The sequence below is a fragment of the Streptomyces spongiae genome, assembly GCF_009377185.1.
Taxonomy (GTDB): Bacteria; Actinomycetota; Actinomycetes; order Streptomycetales; family Streptomycetaceae; genus Streptomyces; species Streptomyces spongiae.
Map to the genome: position 1 here is coordinate 1 of NZ_VJZC01000269.1, position 13,199 is coordinate 13,199.

Genomic DNA, 13,199 nt, shown 5'->3' on the forward strand with positions numbered 1-13,199 from the left:
GTCTTCGTCTGCCTGGCTTGGGGCGGTGGCCTTGTGCGGGTTGTGTGGGGCTGGTCGCGCAGTTCCCCGCGCCCCTGAAAAGCACGGGGTGCGCCCGAGGCATTCAGGGGCGCGGGGAACTGCGCGAGCAACCACAACGGACCCGCAGCAATAAACCGGCACCCGCCAGGCAAATAGCCCTGATCAAGCCGACCGTATGCTCGAAGGATGACGACTTCCGCGACCTCAGGGACCGGCCCGACCGCGAACTCCATGCGTCGCGCCCTCAAACGCGCCCGGGACGGCGTCGCACTCGACGTCAGCGAGGCGGCCGTGCTGCTGCAGGCCCGTGGTGAGGACCTGGAAGACCTGGCCGCGTCCGCGGCGCGCGTGCGTGACGCGGGGCTGGCTGCGGCCGGTCGGCCCGGCGTCATCACCTACTCGAAGAGCGTCTTCATCCCCCTCACGAGGCTGTGCCGCGACAAGTGCCACTACTGCACCTTCGTCACCGTCCCGGGCAAACTGCGCCGCGCGGGCCACGGCATGTTCATGTCCCCGGACGAGGTCCTCGACATCGCCCGCAAGGGCGCCGCACTCGGCTGCAAGGAAGCCCTGATCACCCTCGGCGACAAGCCCGAGGACCGCTGGCCGGAGGCCCGCGAGTGGCTCGACGCGCACGGGTACGACGACACCATCGCCTACGTCCGCGCCATCTCCATCCGCATCCTGGAGGAGACGGGACTGCTGCCCCACCTGAACCCGGGCGTCATGACCTGGACCGACTTCCAGCGGCTGAAGCCGGTGGCCCCCTCCATGGGCATGATGCTGGAGACGACCGCCACCCGCCTCTGGTCGGAGCCCGGCGGACCGCACCACGGCTCCCCGGACAAGGAACCGGCCGTACGACTGCGCGTCCTGGAGGACGCCGGCCGCTCCTCCGTCCCCTTCACATCAGGGATCCTCATCGGCATCGGCGAGACCTACGAGGAGCGGGCCGAGTCCCTCTTCGCCCTGCGCCGCGTCTCCCGCGCCTACCACGGCATCCAGGAACTGATCATCCAGAACTTCCGCGCCAAGCCGGACACCGCGATGCGCGGCATGCCCGACGCGGAACTGGACGAGCTCGTCGCCGCGGTCGCCGTGGCCCGGCTCATCATGGGCCCGGCCGGCTGCATCCAGGCGCCCCCGAACCTCGTCGACTCCGAGTACGCACGCCTCATCGGCGCCGGCATCGACGACTGGGGCGGAGTCTCCCCGCTCACCATCGACCACGTGAACCCCGAGCGCCCCTGGCCCCAGATCGAGGAACTCGCCGAGAAGTCGGCGGCCGAGGGCTTCGAGCTGAAGGAACGTCTCTGCGTCTACCCGGAGTTCGTCACCCGCGGCGAGCCCTGGCTGGACCCCAGGCTCCTTCCGCACGTACGGGCACTGGCGGACCCGGAGACGGGACTGGCCCGTGAGGACGCGACCGTCGCGGGCCGGCCGTGGCAGGAACCCGAGGAGGCGTTCCAGCCCTCCGGCCGTACGGACCTCCACACGGCCATCGACACCGACGGCCGTACCGGCGACCGCCGGGAGGACTTCGACTCCGTCTACGGCGACTGGGAGGCCCTGCGCGAGGCGGCCGCCCCCGGCATGGCCCCGCAGCGCATCGACACGGACGTACGCGAGGCCTTGCGTACGGCGGCCGACGACCCGACGAAGCTGACCGACGACGAGGCCCTGGCCCTGCTGCACGCCGACGGCCCCGCGCTGGACGCCCTGACCCGTATCGCCGACGACGTACGGAAGTCGATGGTCGGCGACGAGGTGACCTACATCGTCACCCGCAACATCAACTTCACCAACGTCTGCTACACCGGCTGCCGCTTCTGCGCCTTCGCGCAACGCCGCACGGACGCCGACGCGTACACCCTCTCCCTGGACCAGGTCGCCGACCGGGCCCAACAGGCGTGGGACGTGGGCGCGGTCGAGGTGTGCATGCAGGGCGGCATCCACCCGGACCTGCCCGGCTCGGCGTACTTCGACATCGCGAAGGCGGTCAAGTCCCGCGTCCCCGGCATGCATGTGCACGCCTTCTCCCCCATGGAGGTGGTGAACGGCGCCACACGCACGGGAATGTCGATCCGCGAGTGGCTGACCGCGGCCAAGGAGGCCGGCCTCGACACCATCCCCGGTACGGCCGCGGAGATCCTGGACGACGAGGTGAGGTGGGTCCTGACGAAGGGCAAGCTGCCCACGGCGACCTGGATCGAGGTGGTGACGACGGCCCACGAGCTGGGCATCCGCTCCTCGTCGACGATGATGTACGGGCACGTCGACCAGCCCCGCCACTGGCTCGGCCACCTGCGCACCCTGTCCCGCATCCAGCAACAGACCGGCGGCTTCACGGAGTTCGTGACGCTCCCGTTCATCCACACCAACGCACCCGTCTACCTCGCGGGCATCGCCCGCCCCGGCCCGACGACCCGCGACAACCGCGCGGTCACCGCCATGGCCCGCCTCCTCCTCCACCCCCACATCCCCAACATCCAGACCAGCTGGGTGAAGCTCGGCACCGAGGGCGCCGCCGAGATGCTCCGCTCCGGAGCCAACGACCTCGGCGGCACGCTGATGGAGGAGACCATCTCCCGTATGGCGGGCTCCAGTTACGGCTCGTACAAGTCCGTCAAGGACCTGATGGCGGTGGCGGAGGCAGCAGGCCGCCCGTCCAAGCCGCGCACGACGCTGTACGGCGAGGTGCCGGAGGAGCGGCAACGGGCGGCGACGGTGTCGGACGGCCATTTGCCGGAACTGCTGCCGGTCTTGGACTGACATCACGGGGACGTGGGCCCGGGGTCCCTCGTCGACCGACGAGGGACCCCGGGTCGTACGCGAACAAGTCCGGTCGTACGCGACTACCGCCCGGACGTACTCGTACCGGAGGCGGGCGCCCGGCCGTCCATCGGAAGGTGGATGACCAGAAGGACGACACCGCTCAGCGTGAAGACCCGCGTCGCCGCGTCCAGCCCGTTCCAGTCCCCGGACTGCCACATCACGAACCACTCACCGCCGATACCGATGAACCCGGCGCCGAACAGCAGCATGAGCATCAACAACCCCAGCGTGGAGACGCGCCGGGCACGGAGCTGATCACGCCGCACCCAGAGATACGTCCCCCAGATGAGCACGATGGCGGCGACCGTCTCCCACACGATGATCGCGACGTACGCCGCGTCCTGCAGCGCCCGCGACTCGATGGCCCGCCACATCAGGTCCTCGTCCTTGAACGTCGTGTCCATCGCGAGGACATGCCGGACGAACGCCTGGTTGGTACCGAAGTCGGTGATGTTGCTGAAGGCCACGAGGGCTATGTAGAGCGCGACGGTCGCGGTGAGGAGGGTGGCCGCGAGGGGCAGGAAGGTGGTTCGGGAGCTCTGGTCCGTATGTGGTCTCTGTGTTGTGGTCATGGTTGGACTATGTCCCCCCGAGACCGATCAACCCCAGTTGATTTTCAAGGGGTTGCCGCACTGGCCCCCAGGCCGTGCTCGCGAAGCCTGGCCCGGAGAGCCCGGGCCAGCTGATCTGCCTGGGCGGCTGTCACCTGCTCCTGCTCCGGCCGCCGAAGCAGTTCGAAGACACCGGGCCCACGGTGCTCGGCGGCCAGATCCGCCATGCGCGGCACGATGTGGAAGTGCACGTGGGCGAAGCCCTCGGCCTCGGCGAACTGGACGACGTAGGTCTTCACGCAACCCGTCACGCTGCGCAGAGCCCGGGAGAGCCCGACCTGCCACGCCCCCAGGGTGGCGACCTCGGCGTCGGTGAGGTCGTGGACGGCCGTGACATGACGCCGAGGCAGCAGCACCAGCCAGCCGGGCACCGCCGTGTTGAGGGCGTGCGCCACCCGCCAGTGCCGGTCGAAAGCGACGCACTCGCGTGGTGGAAGCTCGTCGAACTGTGTTTCCTTGCTGCACGCGTAGCAGTCGGGGATCGACACGCGTGCTACGCGGATCGCCGGGCGAACGTCACGAACTCGGCCCAGGCGCCGTCCGCGAAGGCGAGCGGTGTGCCCTGCGGGTCCTTGGAGTCGCGTACGTGAACGTGTACGTGGACGGTGGGGTCGGGGGTGGGTATGGCGATTTCGACGCAGTCGGCGTCGTCGCTGCCGCTGTAGCTGCTCTTGAACCACTTCAGCGCGGAGGTCATGTCTCTTCTCCCAACACTTTCTCGATGAAGGCCCGTGACTCCCGGGGAGAGAGCGCCTGCGCCCGGATCATGCCATAGCGCATCTCCAGGATCTGGACTTCCCGGGGATCACTGATCACTCGGTCGTGCAGCTGCGCCACCGTGTACCCAAGTGCTTTGCCGTCCTGGAGCTTCAGTACCCGGAACGCGCCGCTCTGGTCCGCGTGGTCCGCCCGGTCCGTCGGCATCACCTGGAGCTCGACGTGCCGCAACTCGGCGATCTCCAACAGGTGTTCGAGTTGCTGTCGCTGCACCATTCTGCCCCCGACAGGCCGCCGCAGCGCCACCTCTTCCTGGACAAAGCTGAGGTGCGGCCGAGGTACACGCTCGAAGACAGCCTTCCGTGCCATGCGCGCGGCGACATGACGGTCGATCTCGTCCTCCGTGAACGAGGGCCATCGCATCGCGTACAAGGCCTGTGCGTACTCCGGCGTCTGTAGCAGACCATGGATCTGGAGAGTCGAGTAGGCCCCCAATTCGACCGCCTCGTCCTCCAGCTTCGCCAGATCCCGCACCTTCTTCGGGTACCGGGCCTTCTCCACGTCCTCCTTCATCGCGCGGAGCTTCTCGCCCGCGCCGAGCACCTCGTCGGCCTTGTCCAGGAAGTCCGGCTTGGGGGTTCTCCGGCCGCGTTCCACCGACGAGACCATCTCCCCGCCGTACCCGATCCGCGTCCCGAGCTCCGCCTGCGTGAGCCCGGCCGCTTCCCGCCACATCTTGATCTGCCGGCCGACCGTCCTGAGTACCGCCGCTGCCTCTTCGTCCTCCACGCCTGCCCCTTCCGCCGCACGAGCCGTACGACCCCGGGGCGCATCCGGACAGTTACGCTACGTACCGAGGTCATGGCTGTTCAGCGTAAGAACGGAACGGCCACGCTGAGTGGCGTGAACCAAGAAACTCTTCGTCAGGTCCCCGGTAGGGCGTACCTCTTCACGGTCCAGTTGTCCGCTTCTCGAAGAGGTGCTCGACTCGCGCGCCTGCTCGCGGAACGCCAACTCGACGAGTGGGGCGTGCCCTTCGCTGGTGAGGCGTTGCAGGTGGTGGCCGAGCTCGCTGCGAATGCCGTGTTCCACGGCCTGGTTCAGGGACGGGACTTCCGCCTCGCGCTCAGGCTCGACCCGTCGGGAGCCCTTCGCATCGAGGTGACCGACGCCCGGGGCGACCGGCTCCCGTGCATCCCCGACCTGGGCACCGCGGACGCCGAGTCGGGCCGGGGCCTGCTGCTGGTGACGGCGTACGTCGACCGCTGGGGCGTCGACGAGGCGCCCGCAGGCGGCAAGACGGTGTGGGCCGAGATGTCGGCGCCGGGTCGCGTGGATCAGTGAGACGCCATCAATTGGCTCCGGAGTCCCAGCGACACACCGCATGCACGGCGTGTCGCTGGGACTCAGAATCCAATTGCTCTCCAGCATGCGGCAAGCGAGTCAGGTGGCGTGTGCCGTCCTCGCACCGCGCCGGGGCCTCCATCGGTACCGTACGAAAGGCGAACCACCAGCACCGGAGGTCACCGTGAGTGCTCAGAGCGACGGCCCGTATGGACCGCTGATCCCCATGCCTGAGCTGACTCCGGACGCGCTGTGCGCCGCTATCGCCCGGATCGCGCCGAGCCGTATCCCGGCACTCACGCAACACCTGTTCGAGGCCACGACGAACGCGCAGCAGACACAGAGCCTCGCGCCGCTGCGAGCATTCGTGCACTCGTGGGCCGTGTTCGTCGCGATCGAGCGCCATCCCGCGCGCGCCCAGCGACTGCGTGAGCTGGAGCGGATCGTGGACGCGGGTGAGCAGGATCCATCCGACGCCATCACTGAGATCCGATCGATCCGGGAAGCCGCCGAAGCCGAGGCAGGGCTGTGACCGACTGGTGTTGGGGCTATCGACCAGGCCATCGCACTCGCCCCGGGCCTCGCCCAGACCCACCGCGGGCTGGCCCTCGCCCACGCCGACCTGGGCGACTACCGGGCGGCGATCGCCGCCCTGGACCGCGCCCTCGAACTGGAGCCGGCCGACGCCCGCGCCCACTCCACCCGCGGCGAGTACCACCGAATCCTGGGGCAGTACGACCAGGCGCTGGCCGACCTCGACACGGCGATCCGGCTCGACCCGGCCCACGAGTTCAACTGGGCCTCCCGCGGAGCGACCTGGCTCCGCCTCGCGACCTCGACCGAGCGCTCGCGGACCTCGACCAGGCGCTGGCGCTGGAGCCCGACTACGCGTGGGCGCTGATGCGCAGGGCTCGCGTGTTGCGCGACCTCGGGGAGCCCACGCGGCAGATGGAGGATCTGGACCGTGCCGTCGTCCTGCAGCCGGACTGGGCCTGGGGCCCGTGCGAGCGCGGCGACGCCCTCCGCGCGGCCGGCCACCACGAGGCCGCCCTCGCGGACTACGACCGCGCCCTGGAACTCGACCCCACCTACGCGTCGGCCTACGCGAGCCGCGCCGCCTCGCACACCGCCCTGGGGCATCACGACGAGGCGCTCGCGGATCTGGACCGGGCCGTGGAGCTCAGGCCGGACTACACCTGGGCCCTCGGCCGACGCGCGCTCCTCCACCTCGAACGGGGCGACCGGGACCGGGCGTTGGCCGACGCCGACCGTGCCCTGAGCATGCGCCCCGACGACCCCTTCGTCCGGGAGACCCACTCCAGGGCACACACCCACCCCGTCAGCGAAGCCGATCGACGTACCGGTCCGTCCCCGGCACCGTCGGAATGAACGGCGCCACCAACTCGACCCGCCCCAGGCCCGCTTCGGCGACCGCCTCGTCGAGCCCGGTGAAGCTCCCCTGCCAGCACTCCCGGGGATCCGCCTCCAGGAACCACAGCAACGTGAGCCGCCTGTCGACGCCCTCGACCTGCTTGACGTACGACATGCGGTCGAGGGGGAGCGGCGTGGGGCGGAAGACGGTGACCATGGCGGCGGGGGAGCCCGCGAGGCGTCTGGGCAGGTGGCGGGAGCGCAGCCACTCCAGCAGGTCGGCCCGTTCGGCGGGGCCGTCCGTGTCGATGACCTCCACCACCAGGCCCGCGTACGGGTGGTCGAGCGCGTGGAAGTCGCGTGGGCCGGCGGCCCCGTCGCGGTAGACGGTCGTCTCGTGGTCCTGGAACGCCGTGAAGACGTGGGTCCGGTCCTGGTAGACGCGGGCGTCGCGGTTGAGGCGCTTGTTGATGGCGACCGTCCACTTCATGTGGTCGTCGTGGCGGCCCGCGGTCACCCAGTAGACCGTGATGTAGCAGCCCGCGGTGACCGGCTGGGCCACCGTCGACTTCTCCGGGTAGCGCAGGAGTTGGAGGTCCCTGGGCGCGACCCAGCGGCGGCCCGCGTACATCCAGGGCATCGCCATCGCTCCAGCGATGAAGTGATCGTCTTCGTACCAACGATTGTACGCGTACTCGTGGCCCGGGTGCGGTTCCACCATGGTGATCAGGGCGTGGCCGGGGTGGACGCCGTACGGGCCGACGGCCGCCAGTTCCGCGTACGCCTCGCTGCGGGTCTCCTGGGACATGCTGCTCCCCTTCTGTCCGAAGCCTGCCGCTTCCGTCCGAAGGCTGCGGCTTCTGCCGAAGGCTGCTGCTTCTGTCGAAGCCTTCCGCTTCCGTCCGAAGCCTTCCGCGCGTTGCCGCGCCCACCTAATCTGACGGGCCGTCAGGCAATCCGCCAGAGTCCGGGAGGCGTCCATGTCACTGCTGGAGCGGAAGACCGTCGTGGTGTCGGGGGTCGGCGCCGGGCTAGGGCACCGGGTCGCGGCGGCCGTGGTGAGGGACGGGGGCAATGCTGTCCTGGGCGCGCGTACGGAGGCCAACCTCGCCAAGGTCGCGGCCGAGCTCGATCCGGACGGCGTCCACACGGCGTACCGCGCCACCGACATCACCGACGAGGCGCAGTGCGAGGCCCTCGCCGGGCTCGCGCGGGAGCGGTTCGGGGGGATCGACGCCGTGGTGCACGTGGCGGCCTGGGACAGCTACTTCGGTGGGGTGGAGGACGCCGACTTCACGACCTGGCAGTCGGTCGTGGACGTCAACCTGCTGGGGACGCTGCGGATGACACGGGCCTGTCTGCCGGCGCTGAAGGAGCGGGGCGGTTCCGTCGTGATCATCGGGACGCAGTCGTCGGTGGCCGCCCCCTCGCAGGTGCGGCAGGCGGCGTACGCGGCGTCGAAGGGGGCGCTGACCAGCGCGATGTACTCGCTGGCGCGGGAGGTGGGCTCGCACCGGATACGGGTCAACACCGTTCAGCCCGGCTGGATGTGGGGGCCGCCCGTCGAGGCGTACGTCCGGTTCACCGCGCACACCGAGGGCGTGCCGGAGGCCGAGGTGCTGAAGCGGCTCACCGAGCGGGTGACGCTGCCCGAGCTGGCTACGGACGGAGATGTCGCGGATGCGGTGGTATTTCTGGCGTCTGATCGCGCTCGGGCCATCACCGGCCAGTCGTTGCTGGTCAACGCGGGTGAGGTGATGCGGTAGGCCGTGACCGGACTCACGTTTCACGGGTTACACGGGTCAAGGATGTGAACCGAGGTCACCTCGTAGAACCTTTTTACCCCCTCTTGACTCTCCCGGCCGTTGCCGCCGAAGTGCCCCCGATTTCAGGATGATCGGGCACTTCGCGGCCGCCTTGGCATGTACGCGGCTGGTGTGGCCTGCTCCGGCCTGCGCAAGTGGCGTGTTCCGGCGGAGTGCCGTGCACAACAGAACAGTTGGCAGGGCGATTCCCGGGAGGGAGCACATGAACGGGCTCGACTGGGCCGTGCTCATCGGCTACTTCGGCGTGATGGTCGCGATCGGCATCTGGTCGCACAAACGGGTCGACAACGTCAGCGACTTCTTCACCGCCGGCGGGAAGATGCCCTGGTGGCTGTCCGGCATCTCGCACCACATGTCGGGCTACAGCGCGGTCATGTTCACCGGTTACGCGGGCATCGCCTACACCTACGGCGTCACGTCCTTCGTCACCTGGTCCTTCCCGATCGCGCTGGGCATCGCGATCGGCTCGAAGCTGTTCGCGCCGCGCATCAACCGGTTACGTTCGCGGCTGCACGTGGCGTCCCCGCTGGAGTACCTGAAGAACCGATACAACCTGCCCACGCAGCAGGCGCTCGCCTGGTCCGGGATGCTGCTGAAGATCGTGGACGTGGGCGCCAAGTGGGCGGCGATCGCCACCCTGCTGTCGGTCTTCACCGGCATCTCGCTCAACCAGGGCATCCTCATCACCGGCTCGATCACGGCGATCTACTGCACGATCGGCGGCCTGTGGGCGGACGCGCTGACGGAACTGGGCCAGTTCGTCATCCAACTGCTGGCCGGTATCGCGATGTTCGTCGCGGTCGTGGCCAAACTCGGTGATTACGGCGGCTTCTTCGGCGTCTGGGACGAGCCGGCGCTCCAGGGTCACGGCAAGCCTCTGGTCGGCCCGTACGGGACGGTCTTCCTGCTCGCCTTCCTGTTCATCAAGCTCTTCGAGTACAACGGTGGCATGCTCAACCAGGCCCAGCGCTACATGGCCACGGCGACCCCGCAGGAGGCCGAGCGCTCGGCGCGACTGTCGGCGGTGCTGTGGCTGGTGTGGCCGCTGGTGCTGTTCTTCCCGATGTGGATGTCGCCGTTGCTGGTCGAGTCGCAGAAGACGGACGGCTCGGACTCGTACGCCCTGATGACCGAACAGCTGCTGCCGCACGGCCTGTTGGGCCTGGTCATCGTCGGCTTCTTCTCCCACACGATGGCCATGTGCTCCTCCGACGCCAACGCCATCGCCGCCGTCTTCACGCGGGACTGCGCGCCCGTGATCTCGGCGAAGGCGCGGGGATGGAGCCAGCGTTCGGGGCTGATCGCGGCGCGGGTCTCGACGGTCGTCTTCCTCGGGCTGTCCATGGCGGCGGCGACGCAGGTCAACTCACCGACGTTCAAGGACATCATCACGGTCGTGATCAGGTGGGTCGCCGGCCTGATGGGGCCGATGGCCATTCCGATGATGCTCGGCCTGCTGCGTCCGTTCCGCCGGTCCGGACCGACGGCGGCGCTGACCAGCTGGGCCTGCGGACTGTTCGCCTTCTGGCTGGTCAACTACCCCATCCACTGGAGCCTCGACGGCGGCGTGCCACTTCAGTACCAGGTGTCCGTGCCGCTGGCCGTGTCCCTCGTGCTGTACATCCTCATCGGTTACCTCAAGCCGGAGGACACGCCGGAACGGCTGGCGATCATCGAGCGGATCAACTCGGACGGGGACGGGGCCGCTGCCGCGGCGGTACCGGGGGAGCCGAGGGAGCCGCGGGACGCGTCGAGCCCGTCGGGCGTGTGAACCGGGGGCCTCGCCCCCAGACCCCCGCATCGGCCTTGCGGCCTCGTCCTCGTCCTCAAACGCCGGAGGGGCTGAGAGATTCAGCCCCTCCGGCGTTTGAGGAGCGAGGCCCGGGGCGGAGGCGTGCTTTCTGAGCGAGGGCACGCTGCTCGGGCCCGCCTCGTATACGCACCGGAATCGTGGGCGGCTGGTTCCTAACGCAGGGCGGCGGCGACAACGCCTTCGAGAGGCTCGCGCGGCACTTCGCCGCCGCACACCAGTCGGTCGAAAACCAGCCCGTCGACGCAGGTGCGCACCGACTTCGAGTTGACCTGGGGGCAAGGGGCCGAGTTCGGGCACATCGCCTTCCGCGACGGGCGGGCCGAGTGGCACGCCGTCCTCAACCTCCCCGCCGGGACGCGGTTCGCCGACCCACTGGCCGATCTACGCAGACGCTTCCACACCTGGCACGACCCGATCCCCGCCCTGCTCGACGCGACCCGGCCCGCCGCCGTGCTGCACCACGACGTCAACGAACTCCGCACGCCGCTCCCCTCGTCCACGGTCGGCCGGATCGCGCTGCTCGGTGACGCGGCGCACGCGATGCCCCCCCACCTCGGACAGGGCGCCTGCCACGCGCTGGAGGACGCGATCACCTTGGCCGCCGCGCTCGCCACCGAGCCCACCGTCGAAGCCGCGCTCGCCCGGTACGACGCCGAGCGCCGGCCGCGCAGCCAGGCGGTCGCACGGGCCGCCCGGCAAGCCGGCCGGATGGGCCGGCAGCTCTCCCACCCACTGGCCGTCACCCTGCGCAACACGGCGATGCGTCTGACACCCTCCCGCGCCGCAGCGCGCATGATCCTTCGGCACCACGCCTGGGTCCCACCACAGCTGCCGTAGGTCGCCCATTGGATTCTCAGTCCCCGCGACACGCCGTGAATGCGGCGTGTCGCTGGGACTGAGAATCCAATGGGTCTCGCCCTCCCACGCGCGACGACCTCAGCGGAGTTCCTCCGGGCAAGGCGTGCCTCGCGGGAGCTGGTACGGCGCCGCGAGGCGGTACGTCCCCGGGCCGGGGGCCAGCAGTTCCGTCCACTTGTCGCCGAACGCGTCCTCCTCCGCCTCCATGAGGCACCCGTTGACGTTGTCGTACGTCTTCGGCACGTCCTCGCCCTCGTCCTGCCGCCGCTTCGACTCCTCCGTCTCCTGCGGTGCCTGAAGGCTCTTGCCCTCCTCGTCGACCACACTCAGCCACGGCGAGTACGGAATCCGGATCAGGACGCGCCCCGCCTTCCGGACCCGGAGGGTCATCTCCCCCTGGGCGGCCCGTTCGACCACGGCGTGCGGCTCCGCGAGCTGCGTCGGATCCGTCACCGCGAACAACTGCCAGTTCGCGTCGCCCCAGATCTGCTTCAGATACGGCATGCCCCGCTGAACCAGCTCCCGTTCACGCTCGCCACCGTCGCCGTCCGGATCGTCCTTGGGAAGGACGACGTAGTGCACGGCCCACCGTTTCAACCAGTCGTGGTAGTTCGCGGAGTTCAGCGTGTCGTCGTAGAAGAGCGGGTTGCGCTCCATGTCCGCCTGCCGCATCCAGCCCCGCGCCAGGTTCACGTACGGCGCCAGGGCCGACGCCTCACGGTGCGAACGCGCCGGAACCACCTCCACGCGGCCCTTCTCCGCCCCGACCACCTGCAGCTGGTTCACCAGGGGCGCCAGCTCCCGCGCCCACGACGCCGCCGGTGTCGTATTCGTGACGTCGTCGACCGCCTTGAAGCCGATCCACGTCGTGAAGCCGAGGAAGGCGATCACCGTGGCGTACCACTTACGGGAACGCGGCACCGTGAACGGCAGCGCGGCGAGCAGCGCCACGCCCGCGAACAGCATGGGCAACCGCGTGATATTGGACCCGATCTGCGAGCTGATCAGCCAGACGAGGAGTACGGAGAGCCCGTACACCGCCGCCGTGATCCGTACCGTCACCCACTCCCTGGGGACCAGCGCGTAGACGAACGCCGCGTAGATGACGGGCAGGGACGCCGATCCGATCGACATCGGCTGTGTGCCCGAGAAGGGGAACAGCCAGGCCGACAGCGCCACCACCGCCGCGGGCGCCAGCCCCAGCGCCCACGCACCCGGACGGCGCTTCTGCAGGAACAGCGCCACCGCCACCAGCCCCACGAACAGGCCCGCCACGGGCGACGCCATGGTCGCCAGCGCGGCCAGCGGCGCCGCGCACAGCGCCTTCGCCCAGCGCTTGTAGCGCCAGCGGTACGGCCAGCAGAACACGACCGCGGTCGCGCCCAGCGCGAAGACCGTGCCCAGGCCGAAGGTGACGCGTCCCGACGCCGCGTTGCACAGCAGCGCGAACACCCCGCCCAGGGCCGGCCAGAGCGGTTTCCGCACCGCCCTGCTGCGCATCAGGATCATCGTCAGCAGGCCCGCGGAGACCGTCCCGGCGATCATCATCGTCGTACGGACCCCGAGGACGGACATCAGGTACGGGGACACGACGCTGTACGAGACCGGGTGCATGCCGCCGTACCAGGCCAGGTTGTACGCCGAGTCCGGGTGCCGTCCGACGAACTCCGCCCACGCGTCCTGTGCCGCCAGATCCCCACCGCTGTTCGCGAAGGTGAAGAACCAGACGAGGTGGAGGAGGCCGGAGAGAGCCGTGACGAGGGTGACGGGGTGTCGGAGGAAGCGGGTCAGACGGGTCGGGCG

13 protein-coding genes and 2 pseudogenes are annotated in these 13,199 nt (G+C 69.5%); 8 read left to right on the plus strand and 7 right to left on the minus strand.

Annotated features, from left to right (window positions below; all coding sequences use genetic code 11):
* Positions 1-207 precede the first annotated feature (207 nt).
* Positions 208-2,793, plus strand: coding sequence for a bifunctional FO biosynthesis protein CofGH (locus FNH08_RS29240; protein WP_152774534.1), 2,586 nt, complete (start codon positions 208-210; stop codon positions 2,791-2,793).
* A gap of 83 nt (positions 2,794-2,876) precedes the next feature.
* On the opposite strand, the gene FNH08_RS29245 is transcribed toward FNH08_RS29240, so the two are convergent.
* Genes FNH08_RS29245 through FNH08_RS29260 form a run of 4 tightly spaced genes read right to left on the minus strand, consistent with a single transcriptional unit; the run spans position 2,877 to position 4,973 of the window.
* Positions 2,877-3,428 (minus strand): DUF2165 domain-containing protein, encoded by a 552-nt coding sequence (locus FNH08_RS29245; RefSeq protein WP_152774535.1) that lies wholly within the window; start codon positions 3,426-3,428, stop codon positions 2,877-2,879.
* 44 nt (positions 3,429-3,472) lie between these two features.
* Positions 3,473-3,955 carry an HIT family protein gene (locus FNH08_RS29250; RefSeq protein WP_322725671.1) on the minus strand — a complete coding sequence of 161 codons (483 nt, stop codon included), beginning with the start codon at positions 3,953-3,955 and terminating at the stop codon, positions 3,473-3,475.
* Positions 3,956-3,960: 5 nt separating this feature from the next.
* The gene (locus FNH08_RS29255; RefSeq protein ID WP_152774536.1) at positions 3,961-4,164 is read right to left on the minus strand and encodes a DUF397 domain-containing protein; all 204 of its coding nucleotides are present in this window, start codon (positions 4,162-4,164) and stop codon (positions 3,961-3,963) included.
* Complete coding sequence (locus FNH08_RS29260; protein WP_322725673.1) at positions 4,161-4,973, minus strand: helix-turn-helix domain-containing protein; 813 nt, start codon at positions 4,971-4,973, stop codon at positions 4,161-4,163. The genes FNH08_RS29255 and FNH08_RS29260 overlap by 4 nt, the downstream gene beginning before the upstream one ends.
* A gap of 114 nt (positions 4,974-5,087) precedes the next feature.
* On the opposite strand from FNH08_RS29260, the gene FNH08_RS29265 reads away from it, so the two are divergent.
* The 4 genes from FNH08_RS29265 to FNH08_RS29280 all read left to right on the plus strand — a co-directional run bounded on the left by FNH08_RS29265 (position 5,088) and on the right by FNH08_RS29280 (position 6,917).
* Positions 5,088-5,528 carry an ATP-binding protein gene (locus tag FNH08_RS29265; protein ID WP_322725674.1) on the plus strand — a complete coding sequence of 147 codons (441 nt, stop codon included), beginning with the start codon at positions 5,088-5,090 and terminating at the stop codon, positions 5,526-5,528.
* A gap of 226 nt (positions 5,529-5,754) precedes the next feature.
* Positions 5,755-6,060: a DUF6247 family protein gene (locus FNH08_RS29270; protein WP_152774537.1), complete on the plus strand. Its 306-nt coding sequence runs from the start codon at positions 5,755-5,757 to the stop codon at positions 6,058-6,060.
* A gap of 90 nt (positions 6,061-6,150) precedes the next feature.
* A complete protein-coding gene (locus FNH08_RS29275; RefSeq protein ID WP_265579808.1) occupies positions 6,151-6,429 on the plus strand; it encodes a tetratricopeptide repeat protein in 279 nt (92 codons plus the stop codon).
* A 47-nt stretch (positions 6,430-6,476) separates the two neighbouring features.
* Entirely contained in the window at positions 6,477-6,917 is a 441-nt protein-coding gene (locus FNH08_RS29280; RefSeq protein ID WP_152774538.1) for a tetratricopeptide repeat protein, read from the plus strand.
* Here FNH08_RS29280 and FNH08_RS29285 read toward each other — a convergent pair.
* A complete protein-coding gene (locus tag FNH08_RS29285; RefSeq protein WP_152774539.1) occupies positions 6,868-7,707 on the minus strand; it encodes a hypothetical protein in 840 nt (279 codons plus the stop codon). The two genes, FNH08_RS29280 and FNH08_RS29285, sit on opposite strands and share 50 nt — an antisense overlap.
* Before the next feature lie 172 nt (positions 7,708-7,879).
* Between FNH08_RS29285 and FNH08_RS29290 the strand changes: the two genes are divergently transcribed.
* Both FNH08_RS29290 and FNH08_RS29295 read left to right on the plus strand, forming a co-directional pair.
* Positions 7,880-8,665, plus strand: coding sequence for an SDR family oxidoreductase (locus FNH08_RS29290; protein WP_152774540.1), 786 nt, complete (start codon positions 7,880-7,882; stop codon positions 8,663-8,665).
* A gap of 262 nt (positions 8,666-8,927) precedes the next feature.
* Positions 8,928-10,496: a sodium:solute symporter family protein gene (locus FNH08_RS29295; protein ID WP_152774541.1), complete on the plus strand. Its 1,569-nt coding sequence runs from the start codon at positions 8,928-8,930 to the stop codon at positions 10,494-10,496.
* Positions 10,497-10,690: 194 nt separating this feature from the next.
* Here the strand turns inward: FNH08_RS29295 and FNH08_RS54110 are convergent.
* A pseudogene (locus FNH08_RS54110) lies at positions 10,691-10,786 on the minus strand (TetR family transcriptional regulator); the annotation flags it as partial.
* Between FNH08_RS54110 and FNH08_RS53640 the strand changes: the two are divergent.
* Positions 10,785-11,375 (plus strand): annotated as a pseudogene (locus FNH08_RS53640) (FAD-dependent monooxygenase); the annotation flags it as partial. The pseudogenes FNH08_RS54110 and FNH08_RS53640 overlap by 2 nt on opposite strands.
* A gap of 99 nt (positions 11,376-11,474) precedes the next feature.
* Here FNH08_RS53640 and FNH08_RS29305 read toward each other — a convergent pair.
* Positions 11,475-13,187 (minus strand): MFS transporter, encoded by a 1,713-nt coding sequence (locus FNH08_RS29305; RefSeq protein ID WP_152774545.1) that lies wholly within the window; start codon positions 13,185-13,187, stop codon positions 11,475-11,477.
* Positions 13,188-13,199 lie beyond the last annotated feature (12 nt).